We start from the raw sequence: 20,312 nt of genomic DNA on the forward strand, positions 1-20,312 counted from the left end.
GCACCTACGGTACGGCCACCTTCACGGATAGCGAAACGCAGGCCGTCGTCCATCGCGATCGGAGCAATCAGGGTAACAACCATCTTGATGTTGTCGCCCGGCATTACCATCTCTACGCCTTCCGGCAGTTCGATGGTACCGGTCACGTCGGTAGTACGGAAGTAGAACTGCGGACGGTAGCCTTTGAAGAACGGGGTATGACGACCACCTTCCTCTTTGGACAGCACGTACACTTCAGATTCGAACTTGGTGTGCGGCTTGATAGAACCCGGCTTGGCCAGTACCTGACCACGCTCTACGTCTTCACGCTTAACACCACGCAGCAGCGCGCCGATGTTCTCGCCTGCACGACCTTCGTCCAGCAGCTTACGGAACATTTCAACACCGGTACAGGTGGTAGAAACGGTATCTTTGATACCAACGATTTCTACAGTCTCACCTACTTTAACGATACCGCGCTCTACACGACCGGTAACTACGGTACCACGGCCAGCGATAGAGAATACGTCTTCGATAGGCATCAGGAACGGCTGGTCAATCGCGCGCTCCGGCTCCGGGATGTAGGTATCCAGGTGGCCAGCCAGCTCGATGATCTTCTCTTCCCACTGAGCGTCGCCTTCCAGCGCTTTCAGTGCGGAACCACGAACTACCGGCAGGTCATCACCCGGGAAGTCGTACTCGGTCAGCAGTTCACGAACTTCCATCTCAACCAGTTCGAGCAGCTCTTCGTCATCAACCATGTCACACTTGTTCATGAACACGATCATGTACGGGATACCAACCTGACGACCCAGCAGGATGTGCTCACGAGTCTGCGGCATCGGGCCGTCAGTCGCTGCTACTACCAGGATCGCGCCGTCCATCTGGGCAGCACCGGTGATCATGTTTTTAACGTAGTCGGCGTGACCCGGGCAATCTACGTGGGCGTAGTGACGGGTAGCGGTGTCGTATTCTACGTGGGAGGTGTTGATGGTGATGCCACGCTCACGCTCTTCCGGTGCCTTGTCGATCTGGTCGAAGGCGAAAGCTTTACCACCGAAGTGCTTGGCCAGCACGTTGGTGATAGCTGCAGTCAGGGTGGTTTTACCGTGGTCAACGTGGCCGATGGTGCCGACGTTTACGTGCGGTTTATTACGCTCAAATTTTTCTTTAGACACGACGTAGTCCTTCTAGGTTAAACCCGCCTACCGTCGTAGGCGGGGAATCTTAAATTACTTGGATTTGCGCTCTTCGATCACGGCTTGTGCAACGTTGGTCGGTGCATCGTGATACTTGGCGAATTCCATGGCGTAGGAAGCACGACCCTGGGTAGCGGAACGCAGTGCAGTTGCATAACCGAACATTTCGGCCAGCGGCACCAGAGCACGTACGATCTTGCCGGACGGGCCATCTTCCATACCTTCGATCAGGCCACGACGACGGTTCAGGTCACCGATAACGTCGCCCATGTAATCTTCCGGAGTTTCAACTTCTACTTTCATGATCGGTTCGAGCAGAACCGGGTTGGCTTTCATGAAGCCAGCCTTAAAGGCCATGGAAGCAGCGATTTTGAAAGCCAGTTCGGAAGAGTCGACATCGTGGTAAGAACCGAAGTGCAGACGCACACCCAGATCCATAACCGGGTAACCAGCCAGCGGACCAGATTTGAGCTGCTCACGGATACCTTTATCAACACCCGGGATGAATTCACCAGGAATGACACCACCTTTGATGTCGTTGACGAATTCGTAGGCTTTGCCTTCTTCCAGCGGGTACATGTCGATAACAACATGACCGTACTGACCGCGACCACCAGACTGCTTGGCATGCTTGCCTTCGATGTCTTTAACGGTGGTACGGATGGTTTCACGGTAGGCAACCTGCGGCTTACCTACGTTGGCTTCAACCTTGAACTCGCGACGCATACGGTCAACGATGATGTCCAGGTGCAGCTCACCCATACCAGCGATGATGGTTTGACCTGACTCTTCGTCAGTCCATACGCGGAAGGACGGATCTTCCTGAGCCAGACGGCCCAGTGCCAGACCCATCTTCTCCTGGTCAGCCTTGGTTTTCGGCTCAACCGCGATAGAAATTACCGGCTCCGGGAATTCCATACGCTCGAGGATGATCGGTGCGTTCGGGTCACACAGGGTGTCACCAGTGGTCACGTCTTTCAGACCGATGGCAGCAGCGATGTCACCAGCGCGTACTTCTTTGATCTCTTCACGCTTGTTGGCATGCATCTGAACGATACGGCCAAAACGCTCGCGCTTGTCCTTGACGGAGTTCAGCACGGTGTCACCGGAGTTGATCACGCCAGAGTAGACACGGAAGAAGGTCAGGTTACCAACGAACGGGTCGGTAGCGATCTTGAACGCCAGAGCAGAGAACGGCTCGTCATCAGAAGCGTGACGCTCGTCTTTGGTCTCGCCGTCCATTTTCAGGCCGTCGATAGCAGCAACGTCGGTCGGAGCCGGCAGGTACTCGATCACGGCATCCAGCATTGCCTGTACGCCCTTGTTCTTGAACGCGGAGCCACAGGTTACCAGGATGATTTCGTTGTTCAGCACGCGCTGACGCAGAGCACCTTTGATCTCTTCCTCGGTCAGCTCTTCGCCGCCCAGGTATTTTTCCATCAGGTCTTCAGACGCTTCAGCAGCGGCTTCAACCAGATTCATGCGCATTTCTTGCGCCTGTTCCAGCAACTCGGCCGGGACGTCTTCGTAATCGAAGGATACGCCCTGATCAGCTTCATTCCAGTTGATGGCTTTCATCTTGACTAGGTCAACAACGCCCTTGAAGTTCTCTTCAGAGCCGATGTTCAGCTGAAGGGGAACCGGAGTACCTTTCAGACGGGTCTTGATGTGCTCAACGCAGCGCAGGAAGTTGGCGCCGGTACGGTCCATCTTGTTGACGAACGCGATACGGGGAACCTTGTACTTGTTAGCCTGACGCCATACGGTTTCAGACTGTGGCTGTACGCCACCTACGGCACAGTACACCATCACGGCACCGTCCAGAACACGCATTGAACGCTCTACTTCGATAGTAAAGTCAACGTGGCCCGGGGTATCGATGATGTTGATACGGTGCGGTTGGAACTGTTTACCCATACCGGACCAGAAAGCGGTGGTCGCGGCGGAGGTGATGGTGATACCACGCTCTTGTTCCTGTTCCATCCAGTCCATGGTGGCAGCGCCATCGTGAACTTCACCGATCTTGTGACTTACACCGGTGTAAAACAGTACGCGCTCGGTAGTAGTAGTCTTACCGGCGTCAATGTGAGCGGAGATACCGATGTTACGATAACGCTCAATGGGGGTTGTACGAGCCATTGTCATCCTCTTACTAAGGCGCTTGTCCCTAGATAATTAAAGGTGCGCAGAGTCAAAAGACCCTGCGCAAGCGGATTACCAGCGGAAGTGAGCGAAGGCTTTGTTCGCTTCAGCCATACGGTGAACGTCTTCACGTTTCTTGACAGACGAACCCTTATTGTCAGCGGCATCCAGCAGCTCGCCAGCCAGACGCTGAGCCATTGATTTTTCACCACGTTTACGAGCGGCATCAACCAACCAGCGCATTGCCAGGGCATTGCGACGTACCGGACGAACTTCTACCGGCACCTGATAGGTTGCACCACCGACGCGACGAGATTTAACCTCGACCGCCGGACGAATGTTATCCAGAGCTTCTTCGAATACGGCCAGGTGCTCTTTGCCAGATTTGGTGGCAATGATGTCCAGGGCGCCATAAACAATGGCTTCTGCAACAGATTTCTTACCGTCAACCATTACTACGTTGACAAATTTAGCCAGCAGCTCTGATCCGAACTTGGGATCTGGCAGGATTTTACGCTGACCAACAACACGACGTCTTGGCATTTCAAATTCTCCGTAACTTCAGGGATTACCCAAAACTAGAAAGCTATCTAACTAGAAACGAATTAACGTTTGGCCTTACTTAACGGAGAACCATTAAGCTTTAGGACGCTTCACGCCATACTTGGAGCGAGCCTGCTTACGGTCTTTAACACCGGCACAGTCCAACGCACCACGAACGGTGTGATAACGAACACCTGGCAAGTCTTTTACACGACCGCCACGGATCAGAACAACAGAGTGCTCTTGCAGGTTGTGACCTTCACCGCCGATGTAGGAGGTGACTTCGAAGCCGTTGGTCAGACGTACACGGCACACTTTACGCAGTGCAGAGTTAGGCTTCTTCGGGGTGGTGGTATATACACGAGTGCATACGCCACGCTTCTGAGGGCACGCTTCCAGCGCCGGCACGTTGCTTTTCACAACGAGCTTGATGCGTGGCTTGCGAACCAACTGGTTAATAGTTGCCATCAAAAGGCTCCTGATAATGACTTCATAAACGTGTGGAAAATCCTCCCCGCAGATACGGGGACGCGAAATTTTATGCCCTGTTGTCTGGGGAGTCAAGATTTATACAATTTGCGTCACAAAAGGGCAGTTCGGATCCGTTTGATTTCACGACATCACCTTGAATTTTCTTGGAAATGTGCTTCTCAGCCACCCCAGGTGCGCGGGGAACCTTTTTGCGCAATCAGTGCCACCAAACCCGCCATATCGAGCACATTGCCCACCCGATGCAGCAAACCGCGAGCTTGCAGATCTTCCTGCATCACATAAAGCGGGAGACCCGCCAGCCGCGCGCTCCACTGGGGAGCCGATGCCGCAATCACGGCATCCTGCATCAGTACCAGCTCATCCTCGGGCTGAAGGTATGAGAGCGCCTCTGCCAGAGCCTGACTCTGAAAGGGAGAGTTCAATATCAGATGCAACATGGAGACCTCAAAAGCTGATGTGAGTCGAACACTGTGCCCAGCGCCGAGCCAGTTCCTGGCGCGGCAGACTCTCGACGGGGATCAGCAGATCATCCACTGTCACGCCACGCTCTGCCAGCGAGTCAGCACAAACATAGACCTCTTCGATGTCGTAGAGTTCCAGCATTTTGAAGGTGGGCGCGTAGTGGCGCTGCAAAATGGCGGCAGGCTGCTGCTCCTTGAGCAGTTGCAGCACGCCGTCCCCAATCAGGAAGAGGGCCAGTTCATCGGTCATGGCCGAGGTGGCCAGCAGGGCATCCAGTCCTTCCCGGCCGGCGGCATGGCCATGGGGGCCACGACTGCATATAAAGGCAATTTTCTTGTTCATGACTCCCCCTAGAACTGAACCAGTCGATCGGCGGTGAGCGCAGCCTCGGCCAACTGGCCCAGACCGCTCAGGCAAAATGGCGCTTGCAGATTGAAGTGCACCTGCCCTGCCCCCTTGGCCTCCTGCTCATCGAGCACACCGCGCCGCATGGCGGCGGCGACACAGACGTCGATACGGATCCCCTGCTCTTCTGCCAGCTCTCGCCACAGACGCACCAGGTCAGTCTCATCAGATGCAGGCAGATGCAAACCGTTGCCGTTGCAGACCCCGTCCTGATAGAAGAACAGGTGGGACAAGGTATGCCCCTGTGCCAACAAGGTGCGGGCAAAACGATAGGCGGTGCTGGCCGACTGGGTGCCATAGGCGGGCCCCGTGACCAGGATGGCAAAACTCAGACTCATAGCAGGACTCCTGTGCTGACCCGGTCCATTTTACGCCAAAAACAAAAAAGCCCCTGCCAGGAGGGGCTTGATTCGATCTGTTGATCAGAGATGGGCAATCGCCTCAACTTCGACCAGCACATCTTTCGGCAGACGGGCCACCTCTACGCAGGAGCGGGCTGGCGCCGCATCGCCAAAGTAGCGGGCATAGACCTGATTGAAGGCAACGAAGTTGTTCATGTCGCTCAGGAAGCAGGTGGTTTTGACCACTTTGCTGGCATCAGCACCCGCAGCGTGCAACACGGCAACCAGATTCTTCATCACCCGCTCGGCCTGCTCTTCGATGCCGCCAGCCACGATTTCCATGGTGGCAGGATCGAGCGGGATCTGCCCGGAGGTGAAGATCATCTCGCCAACCTTGGTAGCCTGAACATACGGACCAATCGCGGCAGGCGCCTTGTCGGTTGCAATCACTTCTTTAGCCATTCATCTATCCCCTTCTGGAATGAGTTACTCGTTCTCGTCTTCACCCTGCTTGCGCTGTCGGATGTAAAGATAAACGGTATGTTTTGAAATATTGAGTTTGTCCGCCACCAGATTGATCGAATCCTTGATGTCGAAAATGCCCTTCTCGAACAGCTGGGTCACGATGAAGCGGTTCTTGGCATTGTTGGCCACGGTGGGATCGCGATTGATCTCGTCGATGGTGTTATCCACCGTCTGGGCAACCAGCTCTTCGACACTGTTGGCGAAGGTCTCTGGTGACTGACGCGCTGCCTGCTGGGGCGTTGGGAAAAATTCGGCCACGAACTCGTGGAAAGGCGCATTGATGTGCAGGTTGATGCAGATAAGCCCCACAACTTGCCGCTCGCTGTTGCGAATGGCGATGGTGCTCGACTTCATCAGCGCGCCGGTACGGCTGCGAGCGAAATAGCTCTGGGTGTAATCCTGGCCGGTGCTCTCGATATCCTTGAGCATGCGCAGGGCGAGATCGGTGATGGGCGCCCCGAGGGTGCGTCCGGTATTGAAGCCGTTGGCAATCTTGATCACCGACTCGTGCAGATTTTCCAGGGAGTGGAGTACCACTTCACAATGCTTGCCGAACAGCTCGGCCAAGCCATCGATGAGCCCATCGTATGAGCGCAACAATTCCCTGTCTTCATCTGTAAAAGTGCGGCTGATCAGCTGTTCTTCGGGAAGCATGGCTTCCTCGATACCGACAGTCATGTTCTACCCCTGTAATAACCATTCAACTTTCCCGAGTTTTAAATTGCAGGGGAGTAAAGTCAACTTTTTTTGATTTTTTACTCTACAACTTTGCTCTGGATCATCCTGAAACCCGCGCTGCGTCTACCTTTGCCGAGGAATTGGCCAACAAAAAGGGCTCCTTGAAGGAGCCCTTTTCAATCACGGATGACGAGTTACTCTTCGTCGAAACTACCGGCTGCGTTCAGCAGATCCGCCAGGTTCTGCTCTGCATCATCAGCGGTCACCTGCGGGGTACCAACAGCACGAGCTGCGGCAGCACGCTGGTTGATCCGGCTGTGGTGGTAGGCAAAGCCTGTACCAGCCGGGATCAGACGACCCACGATGACGTTCTCTTTCAGGCCACGCAGTTCGTCACGCTTGCCACCAACGGCGGCTTCGGTCAGAACGCGAGTGGTTTCCTGGAAGGAAGCCGCGGAGATGAAGGACTCGGTGCTCAGAGATGCCTTGGTAATACCCATCAGTACATGACGGTAGGTCGCAGGGGTCTTGCCCTCGGCAACCAGCTTACGGTTGGCAATCTTCACACGAGCCACTTCGACCTGTTCGCCTTCGATCAGATCGGTATCGCCAGCGCTCAGGATCTCGCACTTGCGCAGCATCTGACGAACGATGACTTCGATGTGCTTGTCGTTGATCTTAACGCCTTGCAGACGGTAAACGTCCTGCACTTCGTTGGCGATGTAGTTGGCGACCGGGCTGATACCACGCAGACGCAGGATGTCGTGAGCAGACTCGGGACCGTCCGCCAGCACTTCACCCTTCTCAACTTTTTCACCTTCGAACACGTTCAGGTTACGCCACTTCGGAATCATCTCTTCGTAGACGTTGCCACCATCGGTCGGGGTGATGACCAGACGGCGTTTGCCCTTGGTCTCTTTCCCGAAGGAGATGGTACCGGAGATCTCGGCCAGAATTGCCGGTTCCTTCGGTTGACGTGCTTCGAACAGATCCGCAACGCGCGGCAGACCACCGGTGATGTCCTTGGTACCGCCGGACTCTTGCGGGATACGCGCTACCGCGTCACCCACGCCCACGTTGGCACCATCTTCCAGGTTCACGATCGCCTTGCCCGGCAGGAAGTACTGGGCGGCTACATCGGTACCCGGGATCATCACGTCTTTGCCGTTCAGGTCGACCAGTTTCACGGTCGGACGCATCTCTTTACCGGCGCTCGGACGCTCGTTGACGTCCAGAACAACGATAGAAGAGAGACCGGTCAGCTCGTCGGTCTGACGAGTGATGGTCACGCCATCGATCATGTGTTCGAACTGCAGACGACCTGCCACTTCGGTGATGATCGGGTGGGTGTGCGGATCCCAGTTGGCAACGGTCTCGCCAGCGCTCACGGCCTGGCCGTCCTTCACTTCCAGCACGGAACCGTAAGGCAGCTTGTGGCTTTCCTTGGTACGGCCCATGTCGTCCATGATGGTCAGTTCGGTAGAACGTGAGGTGATAACCAGTTTGTCATCGCTGTTGTGAACGAACTTGGCGTTCTGCAGCTTGATGGTACCGGTGTTCTTGACCTGGATGCTGCTTTCAGCAGCGGCACGAGATGCAGCACCACCGATGTGGAAAGTACGCATCGTCAGCTGGGTACCCGGTTCACCGATGGACTGGGCGGCGATAACACCGACTGCCTCACCCTTGTTAACCAGGTGACCACGGGCCAGATCACGGCCGTAGCAGTGAGCACAGTTACCGAAGTCAGTTTCACAGGTGATGGCAGAACGTACCTTCACACGGTCAACGGAGTTACGCTCCAGCAGGTCACACAGCTGCTCGTCGAGCAGGGTGTTGCGAGCTACCAGGATCTCGTCCTCGGTACCCGGCTTGATGACATCTTCTGCCACCACACGACCCAGCACGCGCTCACGCAGCGGCTCGACCACGTCGCCACCCTCGATCAGCGGAGTCATCCACAGACCGTCGGTAGTGCCGCAATCGTCCTCGGTGATCACCATGTCTTGCGCCACGTCCACCAGACGACGAGTCAGGTAACCGGAGTTCGCAGTCTTCAGTGCAGTATCCGCCAGACCCTTACGAGCACCGTGGGTAGAGATAAAGTACTGCAGTACGTTCAGACCTTCGCGGAAGTTCGCGATGATCGGGGTCTCGATGATGGAGCCATCCGGCTTGGCCATCAGGCCACGCATACCGGCCAGCTGACGGATCTGGGCGGCGGAACCACGCGCACCAGAGTCGGCCATCATAAAGATGCTGTTGAACGAGGCCTGCTCTTCTTCTTCACCCAGCGAGTTGACGTTACGCTCTTTGGACAAGTTCTCCATCATGGCCTTGGAGACGCGCTCGTTGGCGCTGGCCCAGATATCGATAACCTTGTTGTAACGCTCGCCCGCAGTTACCAGACCTGACAGGAACTGGTCCTGGATCTCGGCAACCTCGGCTTCGGCTGCCGCGATGATGTCTTTCTTGGCATCCGGGATGACCATGTCATCGATACCAACAGAAGCACCGGACAGGGCCGCGTAGTGGAAACCGGTATACATCAGCTGGTCAGCGAAGATAACGGTGTCCTTCAGGCCCTGCTTGCGATAGCAGGTGTTCAGCAGACGGGAGATGAGCTTTTTGCCCAGCGCCTTGTTGGATACGCACTTGATCCAGTTCTGCGGATTGGCATCCAGATCAGCCTGTTCTGCAGCAGTCAGCACCTTCGGCTCGTCGATCAGGGCGTATTCCATACCTTTCGGCAGGATCAAGCTCAGGATCGCACGACCAACGGTGGTGTTCTTCATCTCGGTGTGTTCACGCAGAGAACCGTCTTCCTGACGCAGGTATTCGGTAATGCGTACTTTCACACGAGCATGCAGATCGGCCAGACCGGCGCGATATACTTTCTCGGCTTCTTTCGGGCCGGCCAGCACCATACCTTCGCCTTTGGCGTTGATACGGGCACGGGTCATGTAGTACAGACCCAAGACCACGTCCTGAGAAGGAACGATGATCGGCTCACCGGAAGCAGGCGACAGGATGTTGTTGGTAGACATCATCAGCGCACGCGCTTCCAGCTGGGCTTCCAGGGTCAGCGGTACGTGGACCGCCATCTGGTCACCATCGAAGTCCGCGTTATACGCAGCACAAACCAGCGGGTGCAGCTGGATTGCCTTGCCTTCGACCAGAGTCGGTTCGAATGCCTGGATACCCAGACGGTGCAGGGTCGGTGCACGGTTCAGCAGAACCGGGTGCTCGCGGATCACTTCGTCCAGGATATCCCAAACGACAGCTTCCTCGCGCTCCACCATCTTCTTGGCGGCCTTGATAGTGGTCGCCAGACCGCGGGTTTCCAGCTTGCCATAGATGAACGGCTTGAACAGTTCCAGCGCCATCTTCTTCGGCAGACCGCACTGATGCAGACGCAGAGTCGGGCCTACGGTGATAACGGAACGACCGGAGTAGTCGACACGCTTACCGAGCAGGTTCTGACGGAAACGACCCTGCTTACCCTTGATCATGTCGGCCAGGGATTTCAGCGGGCGCTTGTTGGAACCGGTGATGGCACGACCGCGACGGCCGTTATCCAGCAGGGCATCGACGGACTCTTGCAGCATACGCTTTTCGTTGCGCACGATGATGTCCGGAGCAGCCAGATCCAGCAGACGCTTCAAGCGGTTGTTACGGTTGATCACGCGACGGTACAGATCGTTCAGATCGGAAGTCGCGAAACGGCCGCCGTCCAGCGGTACCAGCGGACGCAGGTCCGGCGGCAGCACAGGCAGCACTGTCATGATCATCCACTCCGGCTTGTTGCCGGACTGCAGGAAAGCTTCCATCAGCTTCAGACGCTTGGTGGTCTTCTTGCGCTTGGTCTCGGAGTTGGTTTGATCCAGCTCCTCACGCATGGTTTTGACTTCACCTTCCAGATCGATAGCGCGCAGCAATGCCAGGATTGCTTCGGCACCCATCTTGGCGTCAAATTCGTCGCCCCACTCTTCCAGCGCATCCAGGTACTGCTCTTCAGAGAGCATCTGGCTGCGTTCGAGGTTGGTCATACCCGGCTCGATTACGACGAAAGATTCGAAGTAGAGCACGCGCTCGATGTCGCGCAGGGTCATGTCCAGCAGCAGACCGATACGGGACGGCAGGGACTTCAGGAACCAGATGTGGGCAGTCGGGCTGGCCAGCTCGATGTGGCCCATACGCTCACGACGGACCTTGGTCTGGGTCACTTCAACGCCGCACTTCTCACAGATCACACCACGGTGTTTCAGGCGCTTGTACTTGCCGCACAGACACTCGTAGTCCTTCACCGGTCCGAAGATACGGGCGCAGAACAGACCATCACGCTCCGGCTTGAAAGTCCGGTAGTTGATGGTCTCAGGCTTTTTGACCTCACCGAATGACCAGGAGCGGATCATGTCAGGAGAGGCCAGACCGATCTTGATACTGTCAAACTCTTCGGTCTTGGTCTGAGCCTTCAAAAACTTGAGTAAGTCTTTCACGTGTTTCCCCTGTCAGGAGTCTAACCTCGGCGCCCCGGCTGCCAAAACAGCGGGGCGCCCACGTCAATTCTCGAACAATAAGAGCGAGCTCTTACTCTTCGTCCAGCTCGATGTTGATACCCAGAGAGCGGATTTCCTTCAGCAATACGTTGAAGGATTCGGGCATGCCCGGCTCCATACGGTGGTCGCCATCCACGATGTTCTTATACATCTTGGTACGGCCATTCACATCGTCAGACTTGACGGTCAGCATTTCCTGCAGGGTATATGCCGCACCGTAAGCCTCCAGGGCCCACACTTCCATCTCACCGAAACGCTGACCACCGAACTGAGCCTTACCACCCAGCGGCTGCTGGGTAACCAGGCTGTAAGAACCGGTAGAACGCGCGTGCATCTTGTCGTCGACCAAGTGGTTCAGCTTGAGCATGTACATGTAACCAACGGTTACTTTACGCTCGAAGCGGTTACCGGTACGGCCATCGAACAGATCAATCTGACCGGACTCCGGCAGATCGGCCAGCTTCAGCAGGGCTTTGATTTCGCGCTCTTTGGCACCATCAAAGACCGGAGTAGCAACCGGCAGACCCTTACGCAGGTTACCCACCAGGGTACGTACGTCGTCGTCAGACAGTTCGGCGATGTTCACTTGCTGGGTGTCCTTCTCGCCCAGGTCATAGACCTGTTGCAGGAAGTTGCGCATCTCGTGCAGCTCGCGCTGCTCTTTGACCATGCGATCGATCTTCTCGCCGATACCCTTGGCCGCAAGGCCCAGGTGCACTTCGAGGATCTGACCGATGTTCATACGGGATGGTACGCCCAACGGGTTCAGTACGATGTCGACCGGACGGCCGAACTCGTCATGAGGCATATCCTCGACCGGACAGATCTTGGAGATAACACCCTTGTTACCGTGACGGCCCGCCATCTTGTCACCCGGCTGGATGCGACGCTTGACTGCCAGATAAACCTTGACGATTTTCAGTACGCCCGGCGCCAGATCATCACCCTGGATAATCTTGCGACGCTTGTTCTCGAATTTCTTGTCAAACTCGGCTTTCAGCTCAACGTGCTGTTCAGCGATCTGTTCCAGTTCGGTCTGCTTGCCTTCGTCTTCGATGGCCAGTTCAAACCACTTGGAGCGATCGAGCTTGTTCAGACGATCTTCGCTGTAACCGGCGGCCAGCAGCAGGTTGCGGGAACGGCCGAAAATGCCGTCTTCCAGGATCTTGAACTCTTCGGTCAAGTCCTTCTTCGCTTCCTTCAGCTGCATCTCTTCGATTTCTTTGGCGCGCTTGTCTTTTTCCACGCCATCGCGGGTAAAGACTTGCACGTCAACCACGGTACCGTACACACCGTTCGGTACACGCAGGGAGGAGTCCTTCACATCGGACGCCTTCTCACCGAAGATGGCGCGCAGCAGCTTCTCTTCCGGCGTCAGCTGGGTTTCACCTTTCGGGGTTACCTTACCGACCAGAATGTCGCCGCCCTTCACTTCGGCACCCACGTAGACGATACCGGACTCGTCCAGCTTGGACAGAGCGGCTTCACCCACGTTCGGGATGTCAGCAGTGATCTCTTCCGGACCCAGCTTGGTGTCACGGGAGATACAGGCCAGTTCCTGGATATGGATGGTGGTCAGGCGATCTTCCTGAACAACACGCTCGTTCACCAGGATCGAGTCTTCGAAGTTGTAACCGTTCCACGGCATGAACGCGACGCGCATGTTCTGACCGAGCGCCAGTTCACCCAGGTCGGTGGACGGGCCGTCAGCCAGTACGTCGCCAGCCATGACCGGCTCACCCAACATCACGCAAGGACGCTGGTTGATACAGGTGTTCTGGTTGGAACGGGTGTATTTGGTCAGGTTGTAGATGTCGATACCGGCTTCGCCTGGCATCAGCTCATCTTCATTGACCTTCAGGACGATACGGGAGGCATCGACATAGTCGATTACGCCGCCACGCTTGGCTACTACGGTTACACCGGAGTCAACGGCCACAGCGCGTTCCATACCAGTACCTACAAGCGGCTTGTCAGCACGCAGAGTCGGTACAGCCTGACGTTGCATGTTTGAACCCATCAATGCACGGTTCGCGTCATCGTGCTCCAGGAACGGGATCAGAGCGGCTGCCACAGATACGATCTGCTGCGGGCTCACGTCCATATACTGGATCTGGTCGGCGTTCATAAAGGTGGATTCACCTTTGTGACGGCACGGGATCAATTCATCTTTCAGACGGCCATCTTCGGTGGTCGCGGCGTTAGCCTGTGCGATCACGTACTTGCCTTCTTCAATAGCAGACAGGTAGTCCACTTCGTCGGTGATCACACCGTCAATGACCTTGCGGTACGGGGTCTCGAGGAAACCGTACTCGTTGGTACGAGAGTACACGGACAGAGAGTTGATCAGACCGATGTTCGGACCTTCAGGAGTCTCGATAGGGCACAGACGACCGTAGTGAGTCGGATGTACGTCTCGGACTTCAAAGCCGGCACGCTCACGAGTCAAACCGCCCGGGCCCAGCGCGGAAATACGACGCTTGTGGGTCACTTCGGACAGCGGGTTGTTCTGGTCCATGAACTGGGACAGCTGGCTGGAACCAAAGAACTCTTTGACTGCGGCGGAGATCGGCTTGGCGTTGATCAGATCCTGCGGCATGAGGGTGTCCAGGTCGCCTAGGGAGAGACGCTCCTTGACTGCACGCTCGACACGCACCAGACCGACGCGGAACTGGTTTTCAGCCATTTCACCGACAGAACGGATACGACGGTTACCCAAGTGGTCGATATCGTCCACTTCGTCGTTACCGTTACGGATGTCGATCAGGCGCTTCATCACATCGACGATGTCGTCTTTGGTCAGTACACCAGCGCCAGTCTCGTCTTCACGACCCAGACGGCGGTTGAACTTCATCCGACCTACGGTAGACAGGTCGTAACGCTCGGCGGAGAAGAACAGGTTTTCGAACAGCTGTTCTGCAGCTTCGCGAGTAGGCGGCTCGCCCGGACGCATCATGCGATAGATCTCGACCAGCGCTTCCAAACGGTTGGAGCTGGAGTCGACACGCAGGGTCTCGGACATGTAGGCACCGTGATCCAGTTCGTTGGTGAACAGAACCTCGAAATGCTTGAAGCCGGCTTGGGACAGGTTGGCGATCGCTTCCAGGCTCAGTGCCTGGTTGGCGGTCACGACCATCTCGCCAGTTTGCGGATGTGCGTAGTCCTTGGCAGCAACTTTGCCAACAACATACTCAACCGGTACCTCAATCTGGGTAACGGCATCTTTTTCCAACTGACGGATGTGACGCGCAGTCACACGACGACCGGTCTCAACCACCACGGCGCCATTGGCCACGATGTCAAAGGTCGCAGTTTCACCACGCAGACGCTCCGGCACCAGATCCATCATCAACTTGCCATCTTTTACTTCAAAACCGATGGTCTCGAAGAAGGTGGCCAGGATTTGTTCGGAAGTGAAGTCCAGGGCGCGCAGAATAATGGATGCTGGCAGTTTACGACGACGGTCGATACGGACAAACAGGTTGTCTTTCGCATCAAACTCGAAGTCCAGCCAGGAGCCACGGTAGGGGATAACGCGAGCGTTATACAGTACCTTACCGGATGAATGAGTTTTGCCTTTATCGTGGTCGAAGAAGACGCCCGGGCTGCGGTGCAGCTGGGAGACGATAACCCGCTCGGTACCATTGATAACAAAGGTGCCGTTCTCGGTCATGAGCGGAATTTCGCCCATGTATACTTCTTGTTCCTTGATGTCTTTGACGGTGCCGGCAGCTGCTTCACGGTCGTACAGAACCATACGAAGCTTGACACGCAGCGGCGCGGAGTAGGTCACTCCACGGATCTGGCATTCTTTTACGTCAAATACCGGCTCACCCAGGCGATAGCTGACATACTGAAGCTCAGCACTACCGGAGTAACTGGTGATCGGGAAAACGCTACGGAAAGCGGCCTCTAGGCCATATTCACCTTCCGGGTCAGCCTCGATGAACTGCTTGAAGGAGTCCAGCTGAATGGACAACAGATAAGGCGTGTCCAGTACCTGGTCTCGCTTACCGAAGTCCTTACGAATGCGTTTTTTTTCGGTATAAGAGTAAACCATAGGGTTCCTCAGCTCGCTGATAAGTGACCCACTCTGTCCCGCGGGACAGCTCTGTCTCAACACCGTTTTGTGTTGGCCCGGACGAAAGAAGACAGTCCGGATTGCTGGTGCACCGAGAGTCGTAAACGGTGTGAAATGCTCTCAGTCTACAGCGCAAAAAGGCTGGTGAACAAAAATTCACCAGCCCTAGCCTGTTTTATCAGGCTAATCTACATAAATGCAGATTATTTGATCTCAACAGAAGCACCGGCAGCTTCCAGCTCTTTCTTCAGAGCTTCAGCTTCGTCCTTGGACACGCCTTCCTTCAGGTTAGCCGGAGCAGCTTCTACCAGATCTTTGGCTTCTTTCAGGCCCAGACCGGTAGCGCCACGAACGGCTTTGATAACGGCAACTTTGTTGGCGCCAGCAGCAGTCAGAACTACGTCGAACTCGGTCTTCTCTTCTACTGCTTCAGCAGCAGCCGGGCCAGCCATTACGGCAGCAGCGGCAGAAACACCGAACTTCTCTTCCATAGCTTCGATCAGCTCAACAACTTCCATTACGGACATGGAAGCAACGGCTTCGATGATTTGGTCTTTAGTGATAGACATGACAAAAATTCCTGATGTTGAATAAACTCAAACAGCCTAAATAGGCGAGAATCAAGCAGCAGCTTGTTTCTGGTCGCGAACAGCAGCGATAGTACGAACCAGCTTGCCAGCAGAGGCTTCTTTCATAGTCGCCATCAACTTCGCAATTGCTTCTTCGTAAGTCGGCAGCGTGGCCAGACGATCAATTTGTGCTGCGGCGATAAACTCACCGTTAAAAGCGCCAGCCTTGATTTCGAACTTTTGGTTCGCTTTGGCAAACTCTTTGAACAGACGAGCAGCAGCGCCCGGGTGTTCGTTAGAGAAAGCAATCAAGGTAGGACCGGTAAATGCGTCGTTCAGGCACTCGTATTCGGTACCTTCTACCGCGCGACGCAGCAGGGTGTTACGCACAACGCGCATGTACACACCGGCTTCACGAGCGGTTTTACGCAGGACGGTCATCTTGTCTACAGTTACACCGCGAGAATCGGCAACAACTGCAGAAAGAGCGCCTTTGGCAGCTTCGTTGACTTCAGCAACAATTGCCTTTTTGTCTTCGAGTCCCAATGCCATTGGCTTAACTCCTGGATTGAATCCGGGTCTATTGACCCAGTACTGACACATCCCCCCTACCTTTACAACAGAGGGGAACGATGCGGTAGCAGGATTCCAGAAGAGAAAGAATCTTTCTCGCTGGGTTTCCGGCACCGTCTACGCAGGAAACATTAAGGCTTTGCAGCCTCCTGCGGTCTTGGACGGAGGTCGAAACCCCCAACCAATCAAGGCGCAAAATTATAGATTAAATTTTGCGCCTTGTAAAACCCATCAATTAGGCCTGAGCTTCCAGAGAAGCTTGGTCTACGGCAACACCGGCACCCATGGTGGTGGAGATGCTGACTTTCTTGATGAATTGACCTTTGGCGGAAGAGGGCTTGCCTTTTTTCAGGGCAACCAGCAGAGCTTCCAAGTTTTCTTTCAGCTGAACTTCGTTGAAAGAAACCTTACCCAGAGTGGTATGGATGATACCATTCTTGTCGTTACGGTAACGAACCTGACCAGCCTTGGCGTTCTTGACAGCTTCGGCAACGTTAGGAGTTACAGTACCAACTTTCGGGTTCGGCATCAGGCCGCGCGGGCCCAGGATTTGACCCAGTTGACCAACAACGCGCATGGCATCCGGGGATGCGATAACTACGTCGAAGTTCATCTCGCCTTTCTTAACCAGATCGGCCAGGTCATCCATACCTACCAGGTCAGCACCGGCAGCTTTAGCTGCTTCGGCGTTGGCACCTTGGGTAAATACGGCAACGCGTACATCACGACCGGTACCGTGCGGCAGTACAGTAGCACCACGTACGTTCTGGTCAGATTTACGAGCGTCGATACCCAGGTTGACAGCAACGTCAACGCTTTCAACGAACTTGGCGGTAGCCAGTTCTTTCAGCAGGGCAATGGCTTCGTTGATGGAGTACTCTTTGGTACCGTCAACTTTTTCGCGAATAACGCGCATACGCTTGGAAAGTTTAGCCATTGTCTTAATCCTCCACTACCAGACCCATGGAACGAGCGGAGCCTGCGATGCAACGTACTTTTGCATCCAGATCGGCACCAGTCATATCCGGCTCTTTGGTCTTGGCGATTTCTTGCAGCTGAGCAACGGTCACCTTACCAACCTTGTCTTTGTTCGGCTTGGAAGAACCAGACTTGATGCCAGCAGCTTTCTTCAGCAGGAAAGAAGCAGGCGGAGTCTTGGTTTCGAAGGTGAAGGAACGGTCGCTGTAAACGGTGATCACGACCGGAGTCGGTGAACCTTTTTCCAGCTTCTCTGTACGAGCGTTGAACGCCTTACAGAATTCCATGATGTTAACACCGTGTTGACCCAGTGCAGGACCAACGGGAGGAGACGGGTTGGCTGCACCAGCAGCAACCTGCAGCTTGATATAAGCTGTGACTTTCTTAGCCATTAGGAAAATACCTCAAAAATGGGTTCTAGCGCCTCGGAGACTTGCTCCTGCAAACGGCTCCCCAACTAATAAAGGGGCAGCGAATTATAGAGATATTCGCTGCCCCTGACAACCGTTAAACGTACAGAATTCAATCAGCCTTTTTCGACCTGACCAAAATCCAGTTCAACAGGAGTAGAACGACCGAAGATCAGTACAGAGACCTTCACACGGCTCTTCTCATAATCGACCTCTTCAACGGTACCGTTGAAGTCGGCAAACGGACCATCGGCAACCCGCACCATTTCACCCGGTTCAAACAGGGTTTTCGGACGCGGCTTGTCGTGGGCATCCTGCAGACGGTTCAGGATGGCATCGGCCTCTTTGTCAGAGATCGGTGCCGGACGGTCGGAAGTACCGCCGATGAAGCCCATTACACGCGGTACGTTACGCACCAAGTGCCATGTGGTTTCATCCATGATCATCTGGACCAGGACATAACCCGGGAAAAACTTGCGCTCACTCTTGCGCTTCTGGCCAGCACGCATCTCGACCACTTCTTCGGTCGGGACCAGTACTTCACCGAACATGTCTTCCATGCCATGCATCTTGATATGTTCACGCAGGGATTTGGCTACACGGCCTTCATAGCCGGAAAAAGCCTGCACGACATACCATCTCATACGTTGTTCACGTTGTTCAGTCATGGCTTATCCTTACACACCGGTAATCAGGTTGACCAACCAGACCAAGGCACCGTCTAGAACGAACAGCAGCAGCCCCATCACGGCGGTCACCGCCAGCACAATCAGGGTTGTCTGAATGGCCTCCTGACGGGTCGGCCATACGACCTTGCGGACTTCCAGGCGAGACTCACGGGCGAATGCCAGTGTTGCCTTTCCCTTGGTGGTTTGCAGGGCTACTGCACCGGCAGCAGCAATGACAACGACCACACCCAGGGCGCGGACGGCAGCGACAACATCGTTGAGCAGGTAATTACCCACTACAGCGGCCGCCAGGATAATGAAAACCAGGCCCCAAAGCAGGGTATCCTTGCTTCCGCCCTGGCTCTCAGAACTAACACTCATACAACCCACCTGTATCTGACGTAACCAAAGACACAAAAGCCCCGTACGAGACGAGGTATATGGCAGGGGCGGCAGGACTCGAACCCGCAACCATCGGTTTTGGAGACCGCTGTTCTACCAATTCGAACTACGCCCCTACACAAGAAAGCCCCTATTATAGGGGCTTTGCTTTATTTATGTAAGCCAAAGATTAAGCGATTACGCTGGCTACAACACCGGCACCTACGGTACGGCCACCTTCACGGATAGCGAAACGCAGGCCGTCGTCCATCGCGATCGGAGCAATCAGGGTAACAACCATCTTGATGTTGTCGCCCGGCATTACCATCTCTACGCCTTCCGGCAGTTCGATGGTACCGGTCACGTCGGTAGTACGGAAGTAGAACTGCGGACGGTAGCCTTTGAAGAACGGGGTATGACGACCACCTTCCTCTTTGGACAGCACGTACACTTCAGATTCGAACTTGGTGTGCGGCTTGATAGAACCCGGCTTGGCCAGTACCTGACCACGCTCTACGTCTTCACGCTTAACACCACGCAGCAGCGCGCCGATGTTCTCGCCTGCACGACCTTCGTCCAGCAGCTTACGGAACATTTCAACACCGGTACAGGTGGTAGAAACGGTATCTTTGATACCAACGATTTCTACAGTCTCACCTACTTTAACGATACCGCGCTCTACACGACCGGTAACTACGGTACCACGGCCAGCGATAGAGAATACGTCTTCGATAGGCATCAGGAACGGCTGGTCAATCGCGCGCTCCGGCTCCGGGATGTAGGTATCCAGGTGGCCAGCCAGCTCGATGATCTTCTCTTCCCACTGAGCGTCGCCTTCCAGCGCTTTCAGTGCGGAACCACGAACTACCGGCAGGTCATCACCCGGGAAGTCGTACTCGGTCAGCAGTTCACGAACTTCCATCTCAACCAGTTCGAGCAGCTCTTCGTCATCAACCATGTCACACTTGTTCATGAACACGATCATGTACGGGATACCAACCTGACGACCCAGCAGGATGTGCTCACGAGTCTGCGGCATCGGGCCGTCAGTCGCTGCTACTACCAGGATCGCGCCGTCCATCTGGGCAGCACCGGTGATCATGTTTTTAACGTAGTCGGCGTGACCCGGGCAATCTACGTGGGCGTAGTGACGGGTAGCGGTGTCGTATTCTACGTGGGAGGTGTTGATGGTGATGCCACGCTCACGCTCTTCCGGTGCCTTGTCGATCTGGTCGAAGGCGAAAGCTTTACCACCGAAGTGCTTGGCCAGCACGTTGGTGATAGCTGCAGTCAGGGTGGTTTTACCGTGGTCAACGTGGCCGATGGT

At 55.1% G+C, this 20,312-nt stretch carries 18 protein-coding genes and 1 tRNA gene; all 19 read right to left on the reverse strand.

Going from position 1 to position 20,312, the window contains the following annotated elements; all coding sequences use genetic code 11:
- A partial coding sequence (tuf, locus tag AB5Y83_RS02895; protein ID WP_139441922.1) for an elongation factor Tu occupies window positions 1–1,157 on the reverse strand: 1,157 nt, incomplete at its 3' end.
- A gap of 54 nt (window positions 1,158–1,211) precedes the next feature.
- Window positions 1,212–3,317, reverse strand: coding sequence for an elongation factor G (gene fusA / locus AB5Y83_RS02900; RefSeq protein WP_021229318.1), 2,106 nt, complete (start codon window positions 3,315–3,317; stop codon window positions 1,212–1,214).
- Between the two features lie 75 nt (window positions 3,318–3,392).
- Window positions 3,393–3,863 (reverse strand): 30S ribosomal protein S7, encoded by a 471-nt coding sequence (gene rpsG / locus AB5Y83_RS02905; protein WP_005339911.1) that lies wholly within the window; start codon window positions 3,861–3,863, stop codon window positions 3,393–3,395.
- A 93-nt stretch (window positions 3,864–3,956) separates the two neighbouring features.
- Window positions 3,957–4,331, reverse strand: a complete 375-nt coding sequence (gene rpsL, locus AB5Y83_RS02910) for a 30S ribosomal protein S12 (protein WP_005306278.1) — start codon at window positions 4,329–4,331, stop codon at window positions 3,957–3,959.
- Between the two features lie 182 nt (window positions 4,332–4,513).
- On the reverse strand, window positions 4,514–4,792 hold the full coding sequence (tusB, locus tag AB5Y83_RS02915) for a sulfurtransferase complex subunit TusB (protein ID WP_279488737.1): 279 nt from the start codon (window positions 4,790–4,792) through the stop codon (window positions 4,514–4,516).
- Between the two features lie 7 nt (window positions 4,793–4,799).
- Window positions 4,800–5,159 carry a sulfurtransferase complex subunit TusC gene (gene tusC, locus AB5Y83_RS02920; RefSeq protein ID WP_021229316.1) on the reverse strand — a complete coding sequence of 120 codons (360 nt, stop codon included), beginning with the start codon at window positions 5,157–5,159 and terminating at the stop codon, window positions 4,800–4,802.
- 8 nt (window positions 5,160–5,167) lie between these two features.
- Window positions 5,168–5,560, reverse strand: coding sequence for a sulfurtransferase complex subunit TusD (gene tusD, locus AB5Y83_RS02925; RefSeq protein WP_021229315.1), 393 nt, complete (start codon window positions 5,558–5,560; stop codon window positions 5,168–5,170).
- Between the two features lie 84 nt (window positions 5,561–5,644).
- Window positions 5,645–6,025: a RidA family protein gene (locus AB5Y83_RS02930; protein WP_005339904.1), complete on the reverse strand. Its 381-nt coding sequence runs from the start codon at window positions 6,023–6,025 to the stop codon at window positions 5,645–5,647.
- A gap of 24 nt (window positions 6,026–6,049) precedes the next feature.
- Window positions 6,050–6,766, reverse strand: a complete 717-nt coding sequence (locus AB5Y83_RS02935) for a transcriptional regulator (RefSeq protein WP_005339902.1) — start codon at window positions 6,764–6,766, stop codon at window positions 6,050–6,052.
- Between the two features lie 194 nt (window positions 6,767–6,960).
- Window positions 6,961–11,265, reverse strand: a complete 4,305-nt coding sequence (gene rpoC / locus AB5Y83_RS02940; protein WP_368174669.1) for a DNA-directed RNA polymerase subunit beta' — start codon at window positions 11,263–11,265, stop codon at window positions 6,961–6,963.
- Window positions 11,266–11,356: 91 nt separating this feature from the next.
- Window positions 11,357–15,385, reverse strand: a complete 4,029-nt coding sequence (gene rpoB, locus AB5Y83_RS02945) for a DNA-directed RNA polymerase subunit beta (protein ID WP_005339897.1) — start codon at window positions 15,383–15,385, stop codon at window positions 11,357–11,359.
- A 224-nt stretch (window positions 15,386–15,609) separates the two neighbouring features.
- Window positions 15,610–15,975: a 50S ribosomal protein L7/L12 gene (rplL, locus tag AB5Y83_RS02950; protein WP_005306304.1), complete on the reverse strand. Its 366-nt coding sequence runs from the start codon at window positions 15,973–15,975 to the stop codon at window positions 15,610–15,612.
- A gap of 51 nt (window positions 15,976–16,026) precedes the next feature.
- Window positions 16,027–16,527 (reverse strand): 50S ribosomal protein L10, encoded by a 501-nt coding sequence (gene rplJ / locus AB5Y83_RS02955; protein ID WP_005339895.1) that lies wholly within the window; start codon window positions 16,525–16,527, stop codon window positions 16,027–16,029.
- A gap of 256 nt (window positions 16,528–16,783) precedes the next feature.
- Window positions 16,784–17,485, reverse strand: coding sequence for a 50S ribosomal protein L1 (gene rplA, locus AB5Y83_RS02960; protein ID WP_005339888.1), 702 nt, complete (start codon window positions 17,483–17,485; stop codon window positions 16,784–16,786).
- 4 nt (window positions 17,486–17,489) lie between these two features.
- On the reverse strand, window positions 17,490–17,918 hold the full coding sequence (gene rplK / locus AB5Y83_RS02965) for a 50S ribosomal protein L11 (RefSeq protein WP_005339887.1): 429 nt from the start codon (window positions 17,916–17,918) through the stop codon (window positions 17,490–17,492).
- Window positions 17,919–18,052: 134 nt separating this feature from the next.
- Window positions 18,053–18,604: a transcription termination/antitermination protein NusG gene (gene nusG / locus AB5Y83_RS02970; RefSeq protein WP_005306318.1), complete on the reverse strand. Its 552-nt coding sequence runs from the start codon at window positions 18,602–18,604 to the stop codon at window positions 18,053–18,055.
- Window positions 18,605–18,613: 9 nt separating this feature from the next.
- Entirely contained in the window at window positions 18,614–18,985 is a 372-nt protein-coding gene (secE, locus tag AB5Y83_RS02975; protein ID WP_005306322.1) for a preprotein translocase subunit SecE, read from the reverse strand.
- Between the two features lie 60 nt (window positions 18,986–19,045).
- Window positions 19,046–19,122, reverse strand: a tRNA-Trp gene (locus AB5Y83_RS02980).
- A gap of 53 nt (window positions 19,123–19,175) precedes the next feature.
- Window positions 19,176–20,312 (reverse strand): elongation factor Tu (tuf, locus tag AB5Y83_RS02985; RefSeq protein ID WP_115523187.1); only part of this gene is annotated, 1,137 nt, incomplete at its 5' end.

Source organism: Aeromonas sp. R5-4, assembly GCF_040908215.1.
GTDB lineage: Bacteria > Pseudomonadota > Gammaproteobacteria > Enterobacterales > Aeromonadaceae > Aeromonas > Aeromonas veronii.